Source organism: Ancylobacter sp. (assembly GCF_965229075.1).
Taxonomy (GTDB): Bacteria; Pseudomonadota; Alphaproteobacteria; order Rhizobiales; family Xanthobacteraceae; genus Ancylobacter.
The window spans coordinates 475066-494032 of sequence record NZ_CBDDIO010000002.1 but is presented as its reverse complement, the minus strand read 5'-3'; the positions used below and the strand labels follow the sequence as shown (position 1 = coordinate 494032).

The 18967-nt window shown below is 65.7% G+C and carries 17 protein-coding genes and 1 tRNA gene; 9 read left to right on the top strand and 9 right to left on the bottom strand.

Annotated features, from left to right (window positions below; genetic code table 11):
- The first annotated feature begins 28 nt into the window (after positions 1–28).
- On the top strand, positions 29–832 hold the full coding sequence (locus tag ACO07Z_RS08400) for a HesA/MoeB/ThiF family protein (protein WP_421700778.1): 804 nt from the start codon (positions 29–31) through the stop codon (positions 830–832).
- Positions 833–919: 87 nt separating this feature from the next.
- Here the strand turns inward: ACO07Z_RS08400 and ACO07Z_RS08395 are convergent, their stop codons facing one another.
- The 5 genes from ACO07Z_RS08395 to ACO07Z_RS08375 all read right to left on the bottom strand — a co-directional run bounded on the left by ACO07Z_RS08395 (position 920) and on the right by ACO07Z_RS08375 (position 5428).
- On the bottom strand, positions 920–1504 hold the full coding sequence (locus ACO07Z_RS08395) for a hypothetical protein (protein ID WP_421698298.1): 585 nt from the start codon (positions 1502–1504) through the stop codon (positions 920–922).
- Between the two features lie 237 nt (positions 1505–1741).
- On the bottom strand, positions 1742–2050 hold the full coding sequence (locus tag ACO07Z_RS08390; RefSeq protein ID WP_421698297.1) for a hypothetical protein: 309 nt from the start codon (positions 2048–2050) through the stop codon (positions 1742–1744).
- Between the two features lie 394 nt (positions 2051–2444).
- Positions 2445–2690 carry a hypothetical protein gene (locus ACO07Z_RS08385; protein ID WP_421698296.1) on the bottom strand — a complete coding sequence of 82 codons (246 nt, stop codon included), beginning with the start codon at positions 2688–2690 and terminating at the stop codon, positions 2445–2447.
- Positions 2691–2713: 23 nt separating this feature from the next.
- Positions 2714–3502, bottom strand: a complete 789-nt coding sequence (locus tag ACO07Z_RS08380; RefSeq protein ID WP_421698295.1) for a hypothetical protein — start codon at positions 3500–3502, stop codon at positions 2714–2716.
- A gap of 924 nt (positions 3503–4426) precedes the next feature.
- Positions 4427–5428, bottom strand: coding sequence for a 2-hydroxyacid dehydrogenase (locus tag ACO07Z_RS08375; RefSeq protein WP_421698294.1), 1002 nt, complete (start codon positions 5426–5428; stop codon positions 4427–4429).
- 297 nt (positions 5429–5725) lie between these two features.
- On the opposite strand from ACO07Z_RS08375, the gene ACO07Z_RS08370 reads away from it, so the two are divergent.
- Entirely contained in the window at positions 5726–6226 is a 501-nt protein-coding gene (locus ACO07Z_RS08370) for an SH3 domain-containing protein (protein WP_421700777.1), read from the top strand.
- Positions 6227–6251: 25 nt separating this feature from the next.
- Here ACO07Z_RS08370 and ACO07Z_RS08365 read toward each other — a convergent pair whose 3' ends face one another.
- On the bottom strand, positions 6252–7103 hold the full coding sequence (locus ACO07Z_RS08365) for a DMT family transporter (RefSeq protein WP_421698293.1): 852 nt from the start codon (positions 7101–7103) through the stop codon (positions 6252–6254).
- A 163-nt stretch (positions 7104–7266) separates the two neighbouring features.
- On the opposite strand from ACO07Z_RS08365, the gene ACO07Z_RS08360 reads away from it, so the two are divergent.
- Positions 7267–8613 (top strand): PLP-dependent aminotransferase family protein, encoded by a 1347-nt coding sequence (locus tag ACO07Z_RS08360; RefSeq protein ID WP_421698292.1) that lies wholly within the window; start codon positions 7267–7269, stop codon positions 8611–8613.
- Between the two features lie 189 nt (positions 8614–8802).
- On the opposite strand, the gene ACO07Z_RS08355 is transcribed toward ACO07Z_RS08360, so the two are convergent.
- Positions 8803–8887, bottom strand: a tRNA-Leu gene (locus ACO07Z_RS08355).
- A gap of 274 nt (positions 8888–9161) precedes the next feature.
- Here ACO07Z_RS08355 and ACO07Z_RS08350 point away from each other — a divergent pair.
- Positions 9162–10184 (top strand): complex I NDUFA9 subunit family protein, encoded by a 1023-nt coding sequence (locus tag ACO07Z_RS08350; RefSeq protein WP_421698291.1) that lies wholly within the window; start codon positions 9162–9164, stop codon positions 10182–10184.
- A gap of 76 nt (positions 10185–10260) precedes the next feature.
- On the opposite strand, the gene ACO07Z_RS08345 is transcribed toward ACO07Z_RS08350, so the two are convergent.
- Positions 10261–11067, bottom strand: a complete 807-nt coding sequence (locus ACO07Z_RS08345) for an undecaprenyl-diphosphate phosphatase (RefSeq protein ID WP_421698290.1) — start codon at positions 11065–11067, stop codon at positions 10261–10263.
- Between the two features lie 242 nt (positions 11068–11309).
- On the opposite strand from ACO07Z_RS08345, the gene ACO07Z_RS08340 reads away from it, so the two are divergent.
- The 5 genes from ACO07Z_RS08340 (at position 11310) to pheT (ending at position 17389) form a co-directional block, all read left to right on the top strand.
- Positions 11310–12728, top strand: coding sequence for an SH3 domain-containing protein (locus tag ACO07Z_RS08340; RefSeq protein ID WP_421698289.1), 1419 nt, complete (start codon positions 11310–11312; stop codon positions 12726–12728).
- A 198-nt stretch (positions 12729–12926) separates the two neighbouring features.
- Complete coding sequence (rpmI, locus tag ACO07Z_RS08335) at positions 12927–13127, top strand: 50S ribosomal protein L35 (protein WP_091437955.1); 201 nt, start codon at positions 12927–12929, stop codon at positions 13125–13127.
- Between the two features lie 31 nt (positions 13128–13158).
- Positions 13159–13527, top strand: a complete 369-nt coding sequence (gene rplT, locus ACO07Z_RS08330; protein WP_013165152.1) for a 50S ribosomal protein L20 — start codon at positions 13159–13161, stop codon at positions 13525–13527.
- A gap of 234 nt (positions 13528–13761) precedes the next feature.
- The gene (gene pheS / locus ACO07Z_RS08325; RefSeq protein WP_307022213.1) at positions 13762–14862 is read left to right on the top strand and encodes a phenylalanine--tRNA ligase subunit alpha; all 1101 of its coding nucleotides are present in this window, start codon (positions 13762–13764) and stop codon (positions 14860–14862) included.
- Positions 14863–14983: 121 nt separating this feature from the next.
- Positions 14984–17389 carry a phenylalanine--tRNA ligase subunit beta gene (gene pheT, locus ACO07Z_RS08320; protein WP_421698288.1) on the top strand — a complete coding sequence of 802 codons (2406 nt, stop codon included), beginning with the start codon at positions 14984–14986 and terminating at the stop codon, positions 17387–17389.
- Positions 17390–17500: 111 nt separating this feature from the next.
- Here the strand turns inward: pheT and ACO07Z_RS08315 are convergent, their stop codons facing one another.
- Positions 17501–18880, bottom strand: coding sequence for a flavin monoamine oxidase family protein (locus ACO07Z_RS08315; protein ID WP_421698287.1), 1380 nt, complete (start codon positions 18878–18880; stop codon positions 17501–17503).
- Positions 18881–18967: the final 87 nt, after the last annotated feature.

Genomic DNA, 18967 nt, shown 5'->3' with positions numbered 1-18967 from the left:
CGCCTCCGCCCCGCCGCCGCGCGCGCCGCTGTTCTCCCCTGACGAGGTGGAGCGCTATGCGCGCCATCTCGTGCTCGCTGAAATCGGCGGGCCGGGCCAGCAGAAGCTGAAAAAGGCGCGGATGCTGGTCGTGGGCGCGGGCGGGCTCGGCGCGCCGGCGCTGATGTATCTCGCCGCCGCCGGGGTCGGCCATCTCACCGTCATCGACGATGACGAGGTATCGCTGTCGAATTTGCAGCGGCAGGTCATCCACACGACCCAGGCCATCGGCCGGCGCAAGACCGAGAGCGCGGGCGCGTTCATCGTCGCGCTCAACCCGCATGTGGGGTTCGAGGGGATCACGGCCCGGCTGACGGCGGAAAATGCGCTGGCGCTGGTGGGTGCGGCCGACGTTGTCATCGACGGCTCTGACAATTTTTCCACGCGCTACCTCGTCTCGGATGCCTGCGCGCTGGCGGGCCGGCCGCTCGTCTCCGCCGCGCTGGGGCGCTTCGATGCCACGGTGACCACGCTGCGCCCGCATGAGAAGGGGCCGGACGGCACGCCGAACCCGACCTATCGCTGCCTGTTTCCGGAACCGCCGCCGGCGGGGCTGGTGCCCAGCTGCGCCGAGGCCGGCATTCTCGGCGCGGTGGCCGGGGTGGCCGGCACGCTGGTAGCGCTGGAGGCGGTGCGCGCCGTGGTCGGCTTCGGCGAGGGGCTGGTCGGGCGGCTTCTGATGATCGACACGCTCACCATGCGCTTCGAGACGCTGAGCTATGGCTGGGACCCGGACAACCCGCTGACCGGCGAGAACCCGACGATCACGGATTTGTCGGGGCATGTAAGGTAGCGCGCCCTTATCGCGCTCGTGTCATGCCGGCGGGCAGCGCGCTGGTGCGATAAGTACCGCCGAATGGAACGCCTGTAGGATAATACACTACTTAAGCTCAAATTTTGAGAGAGTTGCCTTTGACTCGAATATTCCCTCCGGTTCGTAGAACGTCAAAATTAGAGCGCAGGATGGGTGTGTACGCAATTCGACCCAAAAAGCGACTGTCTTTTGTTCAATGATATCAATTCCCATATTATTCAGTCGTCTTTTTATCTTTTCTATTTTGATTTTACGTCTAAGTCCGTGGCATTTGAAAAATATATTTTCATCATAATCGAGAAATCCTTGATCTTCGGTCAGAGCATCTACGACAATCGCAAAAACTTTAAATTCTTCGCCATGTTTCTTTCTCAAATAAAAACGCAAACAGTCGAAAACAAATGCACATGTATCTTCCACATCGGGATCGTATGTGATGAGAGGTTCGGGCTCAAGTCCTTCTATCGGACTTAGGAATTCCCTGACCTCCGCGAGCGAGCTTCCGATGGAGATAGGTCCAAAGCGTCCGTGACGTATCATCTCAAGGGCGTCGCCCTGAATGATATTTCTTTTACTTTCACCAACTTCCATTTTTTGCATTTGTCTCGGCAGAAAAAGTTGCGGGCGTTCGATGTCGGCGCTGTGCTTCATACGATCGGCGATCTATTGAAGGTCCTCTGGCGAGCTCTTGGCAAGCCACTTTTGACGAGGTGAGGAGCCGTGCGGGCCCGGATCAGCACCGTGCAGGCGCGGCTTGTCCGGGGAAGCCGAGCGTGCGAGGGCTGTGCTGTCCCTCCGGCGAGCGTGCCGAACAGAGATTTGAGCCACGTGCACCGATCTATGTCACGCAGTAGCGCACGCATCGCTCTCGTGGATATAATTCAGCACTCAGGTAAAAATATAAAGATAAATCTCAATTAAAAAGCCGAATATAATCATAAATGGATCTATTAAATTATATTCCCATAAATACTTTATATCGCATCCATCTATTTCAATATAAACAAGGTGGTCAAGGTTAGACGTGAAATATCCATCTTTGTCGATGGAGTCTACGCATTTCAAGGTGGCATCTGTATCGCTTATTATTTCTTGGATGAACGCTATATATCCATCTTTCTTTGCAATATGTCGGGTGACGTGGTCTATCTCAATGATGCCGCCGGGGAAATTTTCCACATGCGCGACAAATACCACGAGATTGAAATTTATCATGAATATACATAAAGATATATATAATAAAAGCGCGCTAAATGTGGCAAGTAATAGTCGCTTTATCATATGCGGCTCCGTGCGTAGACCGATTGGCTCGGCAAAATCCGCGATGTGTGGCCGTAATCGCTAAGATCATTAATCCTTGAGTGGGCGCGAGGCAACGCGACAGGGGCGCGTGCGTGCCATGGGGGGGCTCGATAGGGCGCGGGTCTGCCGGGGGCATAGGCGCGAACCGGCGCTTCCCGCATGGCTTCAGGCTGGCGTCATCCCGGCCGAGCGGCGAGAGAACCGGGATCGGGGTTATCGTTGCGCGCATTCATGCGGCGCGATCCCGGATCGGCCTTCAGTCGTCCGGGATGACGATAGGAAGCCGGGCCTAAACAAGGCCTCGGGCACGCAACGTTTCAAAAAACCGTTCCAATTTTGGTTCCGACTTAAAATGCGGTCCATGTTCTTCTATCAGTTTTCGAGCCAACTCCCTGTCGCCGTCGGCCAAAGCGATGGCGACAGCGATTCGAGACATGTCACTTGGCAGAAGAGTAATCTGCCTCGCGCCATCGGAAAGCGCGAAGAACTCTTGCTTAACCTTGCGATAATCCGACCATTTTTCGAAGAATTGCAATACTCTTTCCTTATAATACCTGATTATAAATTTGAAGTACGATCGACATCGCGCATTGATCGATATTGAATATCAAAGAACTCATCTTCACTTGTTGAAATGAGTCCAATAAGAGCCATATCTTTAAACATACTCTCTTTCATAAAGGGCTTTTCGATCCAAAAAATTCTCCATATTTCTCGCCAGTTGATTCCGCAATGCAGCTCGAATCGATGTATGTAGCAGTAATTTTTATCAAGAACCTTAAATGATTTCTTCATATCACGATTCCCTGAAGAGAAATTGAGATATGTATTTCCTCTCTTCGATGACATTCCCTCGTTGACGACAAATTCCTGTACATAATTCATTATCTCTGCCCGGGCGTAGACGATCTGCTTGTCGATTTCCGGCACTAGAGTCGCTCCCGATAATGGTCGCATCCGATGGAAATATGCAGCGCCGTCCGAATCGTCACTGTCGTCTTGTTCGCAATCGCCCATCGCAGAGGCGACTCGTAGCCATGCCGGCTGCTCGATCTTGGCGCTCGCGCTTGCGACTCCGAGTGCGGCACCATCCCGCGACAGTCGATCCTGCAATATATCAGTGCGATCCGCCGCGCCTATCACCGCGCCGCTGGGTACAGGACGAAAGCCCCCGCCCGACGCAGGTCCTCTCCACTGTCGCGAAGCACGCAGATGGGAGGGGTGGGGCTCAACACGCTCTCCTGGGGCCCGGATCAGCGCCGCGCAGGTGCGCATTGTCCGGGAAATGGGAGCGGGCGGCGGCTGTGCTGTCCCTCCGGGAGCGCGCCGAACAGAGACTTGAGCCACGTGCGGCGATCTGCGTCACGCCAGTAGCGCGCGGATCGCTCTAGTGGATAGAAATCAGTGCTCAGGTAAACATATAAAGGTAAATCTGAATTAAAAACCGAATATAATCATAAATGGAGATGCGAAATCATATCCCCGGATATCCTTTATGTCGCAGCCATCTATTTCAATATATATAAATTGATCAATTTCAGATATAAAATATCCATCTGTATCTATAGAGTCCTCTCAGTTCAGGGTGGCGCCGGAACCTCTATTTAACTGTTGAATGAACGCTATATATCCATCTTTTTTTGAAATATGCCGGGTGCTGTCGCCTATTTCGATGGTACCACCGGGAAAATTTCCACATGTACGACAAATACTATAATATTTAAGCTTATCATAAATATAAATAACGATACATATAATAATAAGAATCCAAATATAGCAAGTAATGCACGTTTTATCATATCGGCTCCGTGCATAGGCCGATTAGCTCGGCAAAATCCGCGATGTGAGGCCGTAATCGCTAAGATCATTACCCCTTGAGCGGGCGCGAGGCAACGCGACAGGGGTGTCTACTTGCCATGGGGTGGCTTGGTCGGGCGCGGGTCTGTAGGGGGCGGCATATGCGCTGAAGCGGCGCTCCCTGCACGGCTTCAGGCTGGCGTCATCCCGGCCGAGCGCAGCGAGAGCCGGGATCGGGGTTATCGTTGCGCGCGATCATGCGGAGCGATCCCGGATCGGCCTTCGGCCGTCCGGGATGACGATATGCCGGACAAAGGCCCCACGTCATGCTGAGGTGCGCGCGCAGCGCGCCTCGAAGCGCGCAGGTACGAGAGGTGAAAGGCGATTGCGCTGGCGCGAGGCCTCTCCTGACCCCGGATCGGCGCCGCGCGGGGCGCGGCGTGTCTGGGGATCGCGCCCGCCCTCTGCCGCACCCTACAGCATTGCCGGCAGCACCCGGTCCGGCGGGCGGTGGCCGTCCATGAACGCCTTGATGTTGACGATGACCTTCTCGCCGGTGTCGACGCGGGCCTCCACCGTGGCCGAGCCCATATGCGGCAGCAGCACCACCTTGCCGGCGCGGGCGAGCTTGAGAAGCTTCGGGCTCACCGCCGGCTCGCGCTCGAACACGTCGAGCCCGGCGCCGGCGATCTCGCCCTGCTCGATCATGCGGATCAGCGCATGCTCGTCGATCACCTCGCCGCGCGCGGTGTTGACGATATAGGCGTCGCGCCGCACCAGCTTCAGCCGGCGGGCGGAGAGCAGGTGGAAGGTGGCCGGGGTGTGCGGGCAGTTGATGGAGAGAATGTCCATCCGCGCCAACATCTGGTCGAGGCTGTCCCAATAGGTCGCCTCCAGCTCCTCCTCGATCTGCGCGGGGAGGGGGCGGCGGTTGTGGTAGTGGATCTGCAGGCCGAAGGCGCGGGCACGGCGCGCCACCGCCTGGCCGATGCGCCCCATGCCGATGATGCCGAGCCGCTTGCCCCAGATGCGGTGGCCGAGCATCCAGGTCGGCGACCAGCCCGGCCAGGCGCCGTCATCGCTGGTGATGAGCGCCGCCCCCTCGGTGAGCCGGCGCGGCACGGCGAGAATCAGCGCCATGGTCATGTCGGCGGTGTCCTCGGTAAGGACGCCGGGCGTGTTGGTGATGGTGATGCCGCGCTCGGTGGCGGCGGTGACATCGATATGATCGACGCCATTGCCGAAATTGGCAATCAGCTTGAGGTTCGGCCCGGCCGCCTCGATGACGCGGGCGTCGATGCGGTCGCAAATGGCCGGCACCAGCACATCGGCGGTGGCGACGGCCTCGGCGAGCGCGGCCTGGCTCATCGGCACGTCGTCGACATTGAGCCGCGCATCGAACAATTCGCGCATGCGGGTTTCGATCTTGTCGGGCAGCTTTCGCGTCACGACGACCAGCGGCTTCCTGCGGGCCATGTTGCTCCCCGTACAAATCACCGTGGCGATCAAGCTCCCGTTAACGCTACGGGCCCCACACTCGCGCCAAAACCGGGCGAGCCGTTCCTTAGCAGACAGGTCCAGGAAACACAAAAATGCACCGATTCGCAGTGCAGGCGTGTTTCCACGATCGTGCTGCGCGACAGCGCCGCCCGATGACGAAGGGTGATTGAGACGATGCGTGACAACAAGCTTCGAGGCCGAACGAAGCTGCCGATGACGATTGCCGTGCTGGCCGGTCTGGCCTCACTGTCCACCTCACTGCACTCACCGGTCATGGCGCAGGAGGCGGCGCAGGGGGCGGCAAAGGACGCCGCGCCGGCCGACGCGGCGGGGCCGGTGGGGCGCACGAGCGGCCTGCCCGTGCCGCGTTTCGTCAGTCTGAAGGCCGACAAGGTGAATGTGCGCTCCGGCCCCACCCGCGACCACGGCGTCGCCTGGGTGTTCACCCGCGCCGGATTACCCGTTGAAATCACCGCAGAATTCGAGACGTGGCGGCGCATCCGTGACGCCGACGGGGCCGAGGGATGGGTGTACCATTCCATGCTGTCGGGCAGGCGCACGGCGCTGGTCAATCCGTGGAAGGCGGGCGAGGAAGTCTCCCTCTATGCCGAACCTTCCGCCAAATCGCCCGTCCGCGCCCGGCTGGAAGCTGGTGTGCTCGGCAAGGTCGAGCATTGCGACGGCAAATGGTGCCGTTTCTTCGACAATGGCTTCGACGGTTTCATCGAACAGGAACGCCTCTGGGGCGTCTATCCCGGCGAGAAATTGGAGTAGGGGCAAGGCGTTAGGCGTTTTCGCCTCAGGCGAAGCGCCGCGCGCCCGCCACGCACAGCACGACGAGCAGCGTCGCCGCGATCATGGTGGCCGAGACCTGCTCGCCCACCAAGAGCGCCGCCAGCCCCAGCCCGAAGAACGGCTGAAGCAGCTGCAGCTGGCCGACCGCGGCAATGCCGCCCAGCGCCAGCCCGCGATACCAGAAGACGAAGCCCACCAGCATGCTGAACACCGAGACATAAGCAAGGCCCGCCCAGGCGGCCACGCTCACCGGCGCCAGCGTGGCCGGGTGCGTCGCCACCGCCACGGCCAGCATGAGCGGCAGCGCCAGCAGCAGCGCCCAGGAAATCACCTGCCAGCCGCCGAGACGGCGCGACAGCCGGGCCCCTTCGGCATAGCCGAGCCCGCACAGCAGCACCGCTCCAACCATGAGCAGATCGCCAACAACCGAGCTCGGCATCCCATTTCCCAGCGCGAAGCCGGCGACGGTGGCCGCTCCGACGACGGAGAACAGCCAAAAGGCCGGCTTCGGCCGCTCGCCGCCGCGCAGCACGCCGAACAGCGCCGTCGCCAGCGGCAGTAGCCCGATGAAGACGATAGAGCGCGCGGCGGTGATGTGTTCCAGCGCCAGGGCGGTGAGTAGCGGAAACCCGATCACCACCCCGGCCGCCACCACCGTCAGCGGCCCTATATCGGCGCGTGCGGGCCGCTTCTGCGGCAGCAGGAGCAGCAGGCCGGCGCCCAGCAGCGCGGCGATGACGGCGCGCGCAGACGTAAGGAACAGCGGCGTGAAGCCGCTAACGGCGATTCGCGTCGCCGGCAGCGAGCCGCTGAAGATGACCACGCCGATCAGTCCGCTCCACCATCCCCGCGCCATATCAGGCTCCTTTGCTCGACAGCTCTCCTCCTAAGCGCGGAAGGATGGCGCTGACAGCCACGGTTCCGTAGCATGGAGCCGAACAGTGAGGGCATACGGAGCCATACAGTTGACGTCGCCTGAGGATCCATCGGCTCCGCCAGCCGGGCGCACGGAAAAGGTGATGCTGGCGATCCGGCGCCTTATCGCCAGCCAATCCCTGCTGCCGGGGGACAAATTGCCCTCGATCCGCAAGCTGGCACGGGAGCGCGCGGTTTCGCCCTCCACCGTGGTCGAGGCCTATGACCGTCTGGCCGCGGAGGGGCTGATCCGCCCCCGCCCCGGATCGGGGTTTTATGTCGCCGCCAGCGCACCGGCCGGGCGGGTGGCCGACACGCACGCGCCCCTCGACCGCGCTGTCGATCCGTTCTGGGTCTCGCGGCAGTCGCTGGACGCCGGGAGAGAAACGCTCCGGCCCGGCTGCGGCTGGCTGCCGCCTGATTGGATGCCGCTCGCCGCCATCCGCCGTGCGCTACGCGCCGCGGCGAAGACGACCGATGCCACGCTCGTGGAATATGGCTCCACCCGCGGCTCGCCGGCTCTGCGTCGGCTGCTGGCCCGCTCTTTCGCCGCCGAGGGCATCGAGGCCGGGCCGGAGGATATGCTGCTGACCAGTTCCGGCACGCAGGCCATCGACCTCATCTGCCGGCACCTGCTGCGGCCGGGCGATGCGGTGCTGGTGGACGACCCCTGCTATTTCAATTTTCGCGCGCTGCTGCAGGCACATGCGGTGCGCATCATAGGCGTGCCCCACACACCTTTCGGTCCCGACATCGCCCGGTTCGAGGAGGCGCTCGCCCTCCACCGGCCGCGCCTCTATCTCACCAATGCCGCGCTGCATAACCCCACAGGCGCTAGCCTGTCGCCGCGCACCGCCCATCAGCTTCTCGCCGCGGCCGCCGCTCATGACCTCATCATTGTTGAGGACGAGATCTTCGCCGATTTCGAGCCGGAACGTTCGGTGCGTCTCGCCGCCCTCGACGGGCTGAACCGGGTGATCCGGATCGGCAGCTTCTCCAAGACGCTCTCGGCGTCGGTCCGCTGCGGCTACATCGCCGCGCGGCGGGAGCGCGTCGAAGCGCTGGCCGACCTGCAACTGGCGACGGGCTTTGGCGGCCCGAGCCCGCTTGCCGCCGAACTCGTGTTCCGCACCCTCAGCGATGGCAGCTATTACCGGCACCTCGGCAGCCTCCAGACCCGGCTGACGCGCCGCCGTCGCGAGGTCATCGCCGCGCTCGCCACGAGCGACGTGCATCCGTGGACGCTGCCCCGGGGCGGCTTCTATCTCTGGTGCCGGCTGCCGGGCGCCGTCGATGCGTCCGAACTCGCGCAGCGTGGGCTGCGGGAAGGCATCGTCCTCGCGCCGGGCAATGTCTTCAGCGTCAGCCGGACGGCGGCGGATTTCATGCGCTTCAACGTCACACAGATGCCCCCCGAAGTGCTGGCCTTTCTGCGCCGCGCGCTTGGATAGGACGACCCGCGCCCGGCGCGCCGCTTACATGGACCGGTGTCGGCACTAGGTGGATGCAGGTATCGAGGCCACCAACAAAAATGTTGGATGCCGGCGGACCACGTAGAGCCGTCGAAAACGAAAAAACCGCTGAAACCCTTTGGTTTCAGCGGTTTTTCGGTCATCTCAGGACCGTCTCGGACGGTCAAATGGTGCCCAGGAGAGGACTCGAACCTCCACGGTGTTACCCACACGGACCTGAACCGTGCGCGTCTACCAATTCCGCCACCTGGGCATGTGCCTTGCGGCACGGCGGCGAGAGATAGTCGGGTGGACTCCCTCTTGTCAACGCACCTTTCACAGAAGAGCCAAGCTAGCGGTGGAAATCTCGTTCATCGGTTGTCGCGGGCTCGCTCACAGACGGCGGCGCCACTTCGGCGCCCGCCGCGCGGTGCCTCCGCTCCGGCCTGCGCGCAAAAGCCCGCGCCGCTCTCACGCGGAGCGCTGGACGCTGCCGCAGCGGCGCGCTAATCGTCGTGGCATGCCAATGCCGGGCCGGGAGACGTCACATGGTCGACACCACGAAGGAACTGCCGCTGGAGAGCGAGGCTGAACTGGCCCGTCGCCCGGCGCCGATGGAACGGCTGGTGACGATCTATGGCGGCTCCGGCTTTGTCGGCCGCCACGTGGTGCGCGCCTTGGCGCGGCTGGGCTGGCGGGTGCGGGTGGCGGTGCGCCGGCCGGACCTCGCAGGCCATCTCCAGCCGCTCGGTGCCGTTGGGCAGATCGCCCCCGTCCAGGCCAATCTGCGCTACCCCGCTTCCGTGCTGCGGGCGGCGGAAGGCGCAGAAGTGGTGATCAACCTCGTGGGCGTGCTGCATGAGAGCGGCCGCCAGAGCTTCGAGGCGGTGCATAATTTCGGCGCGCGGCAGGTGGCGCTGGCGGCGCGTGAAGTCGGCGCGCGGCTGATCCATATGTCCGCCATCGGCGCCTCGGCTGATTCGGATGCGCTGTATGCCCGCAGCAAGGCGGCGGGCGAGGCGGCGGCGCTGGAAGCCGTTCCCGGCGCGGTGGTGATGCGCCCGTCCATCGTCTTCGGCCCGGAAGACGATTTCTTCAACCGCTTCGCCGCCATGGCGCGGCTGTCCCCGGCGCTGCCGCTGATCGGCGGCGGCGGAACGCGCTTCCAGCCCGTATTCGTCGGCGATGTCGCCGAAGCGTTCGCCCGCGCGGTGGACGGCCAGGCGCGGCCGGGCACGGTGTATGAACTCGGCGGGCCGGAAGTGCTGACCTTCAAGCAACTGATGGAACTGCTGCTGGCCGAGATCGACCGCAAGCGCCTGCTGCTGCCGATGCCGGCGGGGCTCGCGGCCTTCAACGCCCGCTTCCTCGAAATGCTGCCCAATCCGCTGCTGACCCGCGATCAGGTCCGTCTCCTCGGCTACGACAATGTGGTCTCTGACGCCGCCAAGGCGGAAGGGCGGACCCTGGAAGGGCTCGGCATCACGCCGAGCGCTCTCGGGGCCATCCTGCCCGGCTATCTCTGGCGTTACCGCAAGGCCGGCCAGTTCTCCCGGCCGGAAGCCGCCTGATCCACGCGGACGCCGCCAACGAAAAGCCGCCGGCGCGCCCGCGCCGGCGGCTTTTTTCATGCGGCGTGCGTGGATCTCAACCCACCAGCGCCAACGCCACCAGGCCCACCCCGCCGACGCCAATGCGCCACCAGCCGAACGGTGCGAAGCCGTGGCGCGAGACGAAGGCGATAAGCCCACGCACCACGGCCAGCGCGGCGATGAAGGCGGCGATGAAGCCCACCGCGATGAGAGTCATGTCGTCGGCATTGAGCGCGTCGCGGTTCTTGTAGAGGTCATAGGCGAAGGCGCCGGTCATTGTCGGCAGAGCGAGGAAGAAGGAGAACTCGGCCGCGGCCGGCTTGCTGGCGCCGAGCAGCAGGCCACCGACAATGGTGGAGCCCGAACGCGACACGCCGGGAATCATGGCCAGGCACTGAATGAAGCCGATCTTCAGCGCCAGCAGGGGCGGGAAGGCCATGGCGTCGGTGTGCACCGGCTTCACCTTCAGCGTGTCCACCCAGAGCAGAATGATCCCGCCGAGGATCAGCATGATGCAGATCAGCGCTGGCGTCTCGAACAGCACGCTCTTGATGAAGCCGTGGGCGAAGGCGCCGATGACCGCCGCCGGCAGGAAGGCGATGAGAATGCCGAACACGAAATTGCGCGAGCGCGGGCTGGTCGGCAGGGTGATCAGCACATCGAAGAAGCGGCGGAAATAGACCACGAGCAAGGCGAGGATGGCGCCGAGCTGGATGACGACCTCGAACACCTTGCCTTCGCTCTCGAAGCCGAGGAAGTGCCCGGCGAGCAGGATATGGCCGGTGGAGGAGACGGGCAGGAACTCGGTAAAGCCTTCCAGAAGGCCGAGAAGGAAGGCTTCGAGCAAAGTGCCGAATGACATGAGGCTTATCCGTGGGGAAGAGGCGATGAGCAGTGGGCGGGCGCCGGGGCGGCGCGGGCGCATCCTGTCCGCTTCGCGCCGGCTTCGCAACGTGACGCAATGGAAGCCCCGGGTAAGGGCCGGCAAATAAACTTCCGTTGCGGTCGGCCTCAGCCTCGGGCAGACATGAATCCGCCTCAACTGGCGGCTCCCCTTGCCGTTGGTCGGCGTTGCCCGGAAACGGCGGCGTTTGGGAGTTTTTCATGAAGAGAATGGTGGCGGGCGCCCTGCTGTGGCTGGCGCTCGCGGGTGCCGCGGTCGCGCAGGACCGCGGATTTGTGACGACGAATGTGAATTTGCGAGCGGGGCCCGGTGTGGATTACCCCGTGGTGGTGGTGCTCGCCGAAGGGGCGCCGCTGGCCATTTTCGGCTGCCTTGGCGATTATAGCTGGTGCGATGTCGGCATTGACGACATGCGCGGCTGGGTCGCTGCCCAGTATATCGAAACGGTCTATCGCGGGCGGCGTGTCGAGTTCTACGACTACGCCCCAACCATCGGCGTGCCGATCGTCGCTTTCAGCTTCAATGATTATTGGGGCCGCTATTACCGCGGGCGGCCCTGGTATTCGACCTATGACCGCTGGGGCCCCCCCTATCGGCCGGGGCCTTATCCGGGCCCAGGGCCGGGCTGGGGCCCGCCGCCGCCGGGCGGCTGGGGACCTCCGCCTCCCGGCGGGTGGGGCCCGCGTCCGCCGAACTGGGGGCCCGGCCATCCCGGCTGGGGTGCGCCGGGTCGACCCGGTGGCCCCGGTGGTCCTGGCGGTCCCGGTTGGGGTGGCCCCGGCAAGCCCGGCGGCCCTGGCGGTCCGGGCGGTCCCGGCTGGGGCGGTCCCGGCAAGCCGGGCGGCCCTGGCGGTCCCGGTGGTCCCGGTTGGGGTGGTCCCGGCAAGCCTGGCGGTCCCGGAGGACCGGGTGGTCCGGGTGGTCCTGGTTGGGGCGGTCCCGGCAAGCCCGGCGGTCCTGGCGGTCCGGGTGGTCCAGGTAATCCCGGCGGTCCCGGTTGGGGCGGTCCCGGCAAGCCGGGTGGCCCTGGCGGTCCCGGCGGACCGGGCGGCCCCGGTGGCCCCGGTTGGGGCGGTCCCGGCAAGCCCGGCGGTCCTGGCGGTCCGGGTGGTCCAGGTAATCCCGGCGGTCCCGGTTGGGGCGGTCCCGGCAAGCCGGGTGGCCCTGGCGGTCCCGGCGGACCGGGCGGCCCCGGTGGCCCCGGTTGGGGCGGTCCCGGCAAGCCCGGCGGTCCTGGCGGTCCGGGTGGTCCAGGTAATCCCGGCGGTCCCGGTTGGGGCGGTCCCGGCAAGCCCGGCGGCCCTGGCGGTCCGGGCGGTCCCGGTGGTCCCGGTTGGGGTGGTCCCGGCAAGCCGGGTGGCCCTGGCGGTCCCGGCGGACCGGGCGGCCCCGGCTGGGGCGGCCCCGGCAAGCCCGGTGGGCCTGGCGGTCCCGGGGGACCGGGTAATCCCGGTGGTCCGGGGCGTCCCGGTATTCCCGGTGGTCCCGGCTTTGGTGGCCCGGGTGGGCCGGGCGGTCCTGGTGCCGGCCGGCCGCCACAGGGCGGTCCGCCGCCGGGGGGGCGTCCCCCGCAGGGGCAGGCGCCGTGCGCGCCGGGTGCGCCCGGCTGCAATATCTGACGAAGAACGGCCCGGCGGTATCCACACCGTCGGGTCTTCGCCGTCACCGACTTGAAATAATGCCGCCTCTGCTGTAGAGGGTGCGGCCTTCAAGAACCGCCCGGCTACAAGGGCTGCCGTGGCGGTTCGAACGCTCACACTAGATTGGGCCGGGACATCCCCTCGTGGGAGCGCCGCCGGCTGCGGAGATCGAGCCAAATGCCCAAGATGAAGACCAAGTCCGGAGCGAAGAAGCGCTTCAAGCTCTCCGGCACCGGCAAGGTGATCATGGCCCAGGCCAATAAGCGCCACGGCATGATCAAGCGCACCAACAAGCAGATCCGCGACCAGCGCGGCACCACGGTCATGTCCGAGCGTGATGCCTTCAACGTTCGCAAGTTCTTTCTGCCCAACGGCTGACGCCCCCTAGCCAGTCCCAGGAGATTTCCCCATGGCACGTGTCAAACGCGGCGTCACTTCCCACGCCAAGCACAAGAAGGTGCTGAAGGCTGCGAAGGGCTATTTCGGCCGCCGCAAGAATACCATCCGCGTCGCGAAGCAGGCCGTCGAAAAGGCGCAGCAATACGCCTATCGCGACCGTAAGGTGAAGAAGCGCAATTTCCGCGCGCTCTGGATCCAGCGCATCAACGCCGCGACCCGCGAGCTCGGCTTCACCTATGGCCGATTTATCGACGGTCTCGGCAAGGCCGGGATCGAGGTCGACCGCAAGGTGCTCTCGGATATTGCCATCCACGAGCCCGCCGCCTTCGCGGCGCTGGTCGAGCAGGCCAAGGCCGCGCTGGAAAAGCAGGCCGCCTGACCTTCCCGAACCGCCGGGACCGAAAGCTGGAAAGCCCCGCGCGCAAGCGTTGGGGCTTTTCGCGTTGGAGCGGCTCGGCTATGAGACCACGCTCCAGCTGCCGTCATCCTCTCGCGCCGTCCTCCTTCGGGGCTCACCGCGTTTGCACCTCAGGATGACGGCAGGCAGAAGGAGGCCCTTGCTTCCGCTCTGCCCATCCTTCCGTCCACACCGCCTTGCCGCCGAGGATTCGATATGTCCGTTGCCGCCCTTCCCGATCTCGACGCGCTGGAGCGCGAACTGGCCGCTGGCATTGCGGGTGCGGCGGACGAGCCGGCGCTGGAGGCGATCCGCGTCGCCGCGCTGGGCAAGAAGGGCTCGGTGTCCGAACTGCTCAAGAGCCTCGGGGGAATGAGTCCGGAAGAGCGCAAGAGCGCCGGCCCGGCCATTAACGGCCTGCGCGACCGGCTGAACGAGGCGCTCGCCGCTCGCCGCGCCGACCTCAAGGCCGCCGCGCTGGCCAAGCGCCTGGAGACCGAACGGGTGGATGTCACCCTTCCCGTGCGCGAGACCCCGGCCGAGCAGGGGCGCCTGCACCCGATCAGCCAGGTGATCGACGAACTCACCGCCATTTTCGCCGATATGGGCTTCGCGGTGGCGGAAGGCCCGGACATCGAGGACGATTTCCACAACTTCACCGCGCTGAACTTCCCCGAAGGACACCCGGCGCGCGAGATGCACGACACCTTCTATCTGCCGACGAAGGAAGACGGCTCGCGCCTGGTGCTGCGCACCCACACCTCGCCGGTGCAGGTGCGCACCATGCTGTCGAAGAAGCCGCCGATCCGCGTCATCTGCCCCGGCCGCACCTATCGCTCGGACAGCGACCAGACCCACACGCCGATGTTCCACCAGGTCGAGGGCCTTGTCATCGACAAGGGTTCGAATCTCGGCCACCTCAAATGGATTCTCGAAGAGTTCTGCAAGGCGTTCTTCGAGGTGGACAATGTGAAGATGCGGTTCCGCCCGTCCTTCTTCCCCTTCACCGAGCCGTCCATGGAAGTGGACATTCAGTGCGACCGCTCGCGCCCGGGCGAGATTCGCTTCGGCGAGGGCTCGGACTGGCTGGAGATTCTCGGCTGCGGCATGGTGCACCCGAACGTGCTGCGCAATTGCGGGCTGGATCCGGACGAGTATCAGGGCTTCGCCTGGGGCATGGGCATCGACCGCATCGCCATGCTGAAATATGGCATGCCGGATTTGCGCGCCTTCTTCGAGGCCGATGTCCGCTGGCTCGCCCATTACGGCTTCCGCCCGCTCGACTTCCCGACACTGGCGGGTGGGCTTTCGGCCTGATCCGTCTCCCGGATGGCGATTGGCTAATCCGGGACCGCCTTCCGCGCCTCAATCGTCCCAATACGATCCCGGCTCTCCGCTTCGCTGCGGCCGGGATGACGCCTGACAAAGGGCTTGTCCGATGAAATTCACCCTCTCCTGGCTGCGCGAGCATCTTTCCGGCGACTATGGGCTCGATGACGTTACCGGCGCGCTCAACCGCATCGGGCTGGAAGTGGAAGGCGTCGAGGACAAGGCGGCCAAGCTCAAGGGCTTCACCATCGCCTATGTCCTCTCCGCCGTTCAGCACCCCAACGCGGACAAGCTGCGCGTGTGCCTCGTTGACACCGGGGCCGGCGACCCGGTGCAGGTGGTGTGCGGCGCGCCGAACGCCCGCACCGGCATGAAGAGCGTGTTCTCCCCGCCCGGCACCTATATTCCCGGCAAGGATATCACGCTCGGCATCGGCTCGATTCGCGGCGTGGAGAGCCGGGGCATGCTGTGCTCGGCCGCCGAGCTTCAGCTGTCGGAAGATCATGACGGCATCATCGACCTGCCGGATGACGCCCCGGTGGGCGCTACTTATGTCGATTGGATTGGCCTTGATGATCCCGTCATCGAGATCGCGGTGACGCCGAACCGGGCCGATGCGCTCGGCGTGCACGGCATCGCCCGCGACCTCGCCGCCGCCGGTCTCGGCCGGCTGGTGGAAGACGCGATCGCCCCGGTGCCGGGCACTTATCCTTGCCCGGTCTCCGTCACCATCACCGAGGACGCCCCGTGCCCGGCCTTCGCGCTGCGGCTGGTGCGCGGGGTCAAAAACGGCCTGTCGCCGGAGTGGCTGCAGGCCAAGCTGCGGGCTGTTGGGCTTAGGCCGATCAATGCTTTGGTCGATGTCACCAACCTGCTCACCTTCGACCAGAACCGGCCGCTGCATGTCTTCGACGCGGCGAGGGTGCACGGCAATCTCGTCGTGCGCCGCGCGCGGGCGGGCGAGAGCCTGCTGGCACTCGACGGCAAGACCTATGCGCTCGACGCCACCATGTGCGTCATCGCCGACGACAAGGGCGTGGAATCGCTCGCCGGCGTGATGGGCGGCGAGGAGTCGGGCTGCGACGCCGAAACCGTTGACGTTCTTGTCGAATCTGCGTTGTGGGAGCCGATCAACATCGCCCAGACCGGCCGCAAGCTGGGGCTGAATTCCGATGCCCGCTTCCGTTTCGAGCGCGGCATCGACCCTGCGTTCACCGTGCCCGGGCTGGAACTGGCGACGCGGCTCATCCTCGATCTGTGCGGCGGCGAGGCTTCCGACATCGTGCTGGCGGGCGCGATTCCCGACACCACGAGGGTGATCGACTTCCCGCTGGAACTGACCGAAAGACTGACCGGTCTGGTCGCCAGTGAGACCGAACAGACCGACACGCTCAAGGCGCTCGGCTTCGCCGTGGAGGGCGCCTCCGGCACGGTGCGCGTCACCCCGCCGAGCTGGCGCGGCGACATCGAGGGCAAGGCGGATCTGGTGGAAGAGGTCATTCGCATCGTCGGCCTCGACCGCGTTCCCTCGCTGCCTTTCCCGCGCGACGAAACCGCGCGCAAGCCGGTGCTGACCACGCTGCAGCTTCGCACCCGCAAGGCCAAGCGTGCGCTCGCCGCGCGCGGGCTGGTGGAAGCCGTCACCTGGTCCTTCGTGCCGAAGCCGCAGGCGGAGATGTTCGGCGGCGGCCAGCCGGCGCTCGCGCTTGCCAACCCCATCGCCGCCGACCTCTCGGACATGCGCCCGAGCCTGCTGCCGGGGCTGGTGCGTTCCGCGCAGGCCAATGCCGATCGCGGCTTCGGCGATGTCGCGCTGTTCGAGGTCGGGCAGGTGTTCAAGGGCGACCGCCCGCAGGACCAGTTCATTGCGGCGACCGGCATCCGCCGCGCCACCGCCAAGCCGACCGGCGCCGGCCGGCATTGGTCCGGCAAGGCGGCGGGCGTCGATGCGTTCGACGCCAAGGCGGACGCGCTGGCGCTGCTCGCCGCCTGCGGCGCGCCGGTGGCGAATCTGCAGATATCGACCGACGCCCCCGCCTGGTTCCACCCCGGACGTTCCGGCACCTTCCGGCTCGGCCCGAATGTGATCGGTCATTTCGGCGAACTGCACCCCTCGGTGCTGGAGGCCCTCGACGCCGCCGGCCCGCTGGTGGCGTTCGAGGTGCTGCTCGACCGCGTTCCCGAGCCCAAGGCCAAGGCGACGCGGGTGAAGCCGCTGCTCGAACTCGCCGCCTTCCAGCCGGTGGAGCGCGACTTCGCCTTCGTGGTGGCGCGGGGCGTCGCCGCCGGCGACATGGTGAAGGCGGCGGCCGGCGTCGACCGCAAGCTGATAACCGGCGTGAACGTGTTCGACCTCTATGAGGGGCCGGGCATCGACGCGGACAAGAAGTCGGTGGCGCTGTCCGTCACCCTGCAGCCGCGCGAGAAGACGCTGACCGATGCCGAGATCGACGCGGTGGCGGCGAAGATCGTCGCCGAGGTGGCGAAGAAGACCGGCGCCACGCTGCGCGGCTGACGCGACGAAGCCCATCCCGGACGGCCGAAGGGCCGATCCGGGAGGGTCCGACATCCGGCAGGCGATTTACGTCGTCGGCGTTGCGGCCGGTAAAACAGTGATGGTTGGCGTCTAGGCTGGCCCGTCGCCAAACAGCCGAAGCGCCCGGCCGGCGGCGGCCTCGCCGGAGGCGAAGGCGCCGGCCAGCGTGCCCCAGCCGCTTTCCGGCACATAGTCGCCGGCCAGGAAAATGCGGTTCTGCACCGTATCGGTGAAGACGCGGCGCTGCGCGCCCTGGCCGGGCAAAGCCGGGCTCAGCGCGCCGCGGATCAGCGGGTCCTGCCCCCAGCGCGAGGCGACCACCTCCGAAACCGCGGTCTCCGCACCGGGGAAGTTGGCGCGCAGCCAGCCCTGCGCCAGCGGCAGGGCGGCCTCCGCCCCCTTCTCGGCAATGGCGCGGGCCGGCGCGTCGCCGAAAGTGAGCACATGCAGTTCGCCGCCATTGATGCGGCCGCGCAGCAGCGCCGGCACGGTGGCATTGGCCTTGGCCAGCACGGTTTCGTTCGGCTGCAGGCCGAGCGGATTGCCGGCAAGGCGGAACGCCACCTGTTCCAGATAGCCAGCGGGAATCGCCCGTAGCGCGGTCACCAGCCGTGTCGGCAGCACCGGGTTGAAGCGGATCGCGCCCGCCGCCAGCACCGGGGCCGGCACGGCGAGCACGATGGCGCGGGCGCGGATCGGCGTGCGCTGCCCACGCACGGTCACGCTGTGGAAGCGTCCGCCATTGGTGATGAGCGTGACCGGCGCGTCCCTCTGCACATTCACCCAGGCGCCGAGCGCTTCCATCAGCGCGCCGACACCGAAGGGGCTCGTCGTGTCGTCCGGCCGGGCGTCCCGCCGGGCGAGATCGAGCGCCGAGAGAGCGGCGAGGGTGCGCCCGCAGCTCAGGGGACCCAGAAACTGCGCCACCGTGGCGGCCCACGGCCCGCCCGAGCCGGGTGTGCCCTTCACCGGCGGCGGGGCACTGGCGAGGGCCTGCGCCGCCGCCATATCCTTGCCGCCCTCGATGGCCGCGAGCATGTCCCGCCGCGACGCGCCCAGCGTGGCGGTGAAGGCGTCATAGCCGCTTTCGCGCACCTCGCGCCCTTCCGCGAACAGGCGCCGCCCGGAGGGTAGGGGAACGAGCGTCTGCCCGGCCGCCAGCGCGCTGGCACCCAGCGGTCCGTCGTCGCCGGCGAAGCCGCTGGCGCCGAGATCGACCTTGAGCCCGAAGGCGCTCTCGGTGCGGGCCCGCCCACCCAGACGTGGACCGGCCTCCAGCAGCACATAGGAGCGCTTGGCCTCGGCGACCCGGCGGGCGGCGGCGATGCCCGCCGCGCCGCCGCCAATGATGACGACATCGACATCGCTGGCCCCGGCTTGGGCGAGGGCCGGTGTCGGCAGCAGAGCGGCCGAGGCGGCAGCGAGGAAGTGGCGGCGGTTCAGCGTGCCGCCAGGGCGCGTTCGGGTCATAAGGCGGGTACTCATGCGATGAGGCGGGCAGGCTAGCATGACCGGCCGGGCAGGCGAAGGCGCCGGCCGCCATGGCTGCCGCGAGTA

Coding starts and splice junctions, on each gene's coding strand:
- ACO07Z_RS08345 (WP_421698290.1), bottom strand. CDS start 11,067: ATGTCATTCGGCACTTTGCTCGAAGCCTTCCTTCTCGGCCTTCTGGAA.
- ACO07Z_RS08350 (WP_421698291.1), top strand. CDS start 9,162: ATGGTCGACACCACGAAGGAACTGCCGCTGGAGAGCGAGGCTGAACTG.
- ACO07Z_RS08395 (WP_421698298.1), bottom strand. CDS start 1,504: ATGAAGCACAGCGCCGACATCGAACGCCCGCAACTTTTTCTGCCGAGA.
- ACO07Z_RS08360 (WP_421698292.1), top strand. CDS start 7,267: ATGCTGGCGATCCGGCGCCTTATCGCCAGCCAATCCCTGCTGCCGGGG.
- ACO07Z_RS08370 (WP_421700777.1), top strand. CDS start 5,726: ATGGCGCAGGAGGCGGCGCAGGGGGCGGCAAAGGACGCCGCGCCGGCC.
- ACO07Z_RS08340 (WP_421698289.1), top strand. CDS start 11,310: ATGAAGAGAATGGTGGCGGGCGCCCTGCTGTGGCTGGCGCTCGCGGGT.
- rplT (WP_013165152.1), top strand. CDS start 13,159: ATGGCACGTGTCAAACGCGGCGTCACTTCCCACGCCAAGCACAAGAAG.
- ACO07Z_RS08315 (WP_421698287.1), bottom strand. CDS start 18,880: ATGACCCGAACGCGCCCTGGCGGCACGCTGAACCGCCGCCACTTCCTC.
- ACO07Z_RS08365 (WP_421698293.1), bottom strand. CDS start 7,103: ATGGCGCGGGGATGGTGGAGCGGACTGATCGGCGTGGTCATCTTCAGC.
- pheT (WP_421698288.1), top strand. CDS start 14,984: ATGAAATTCACCCTCTCCTGGCTGCGCGAGCATCTTTCCGGCGACTAT.
- rpmI (WP_091437955.1), top strand. CDS start 12,927: ATGCCCAAGATGAAGACCAAGTCCGGAGCGAAGAAGCGCTTCAAGCTC.
- pheS (WP_307022213.1), top strand. CDS start 13,762: ATGTCCGTTGCCGCCCTTCCCGATCTCGACGCGCTGGAGCGCGAACTG.
- ACO07Z_RS08375 (WP_421698294.1), bottom strand. CDS start 5,428: ATGGCCCGCAGGAAGCCGCTGGTCGTCGTGACGCGAAAGCTGCCCGAC.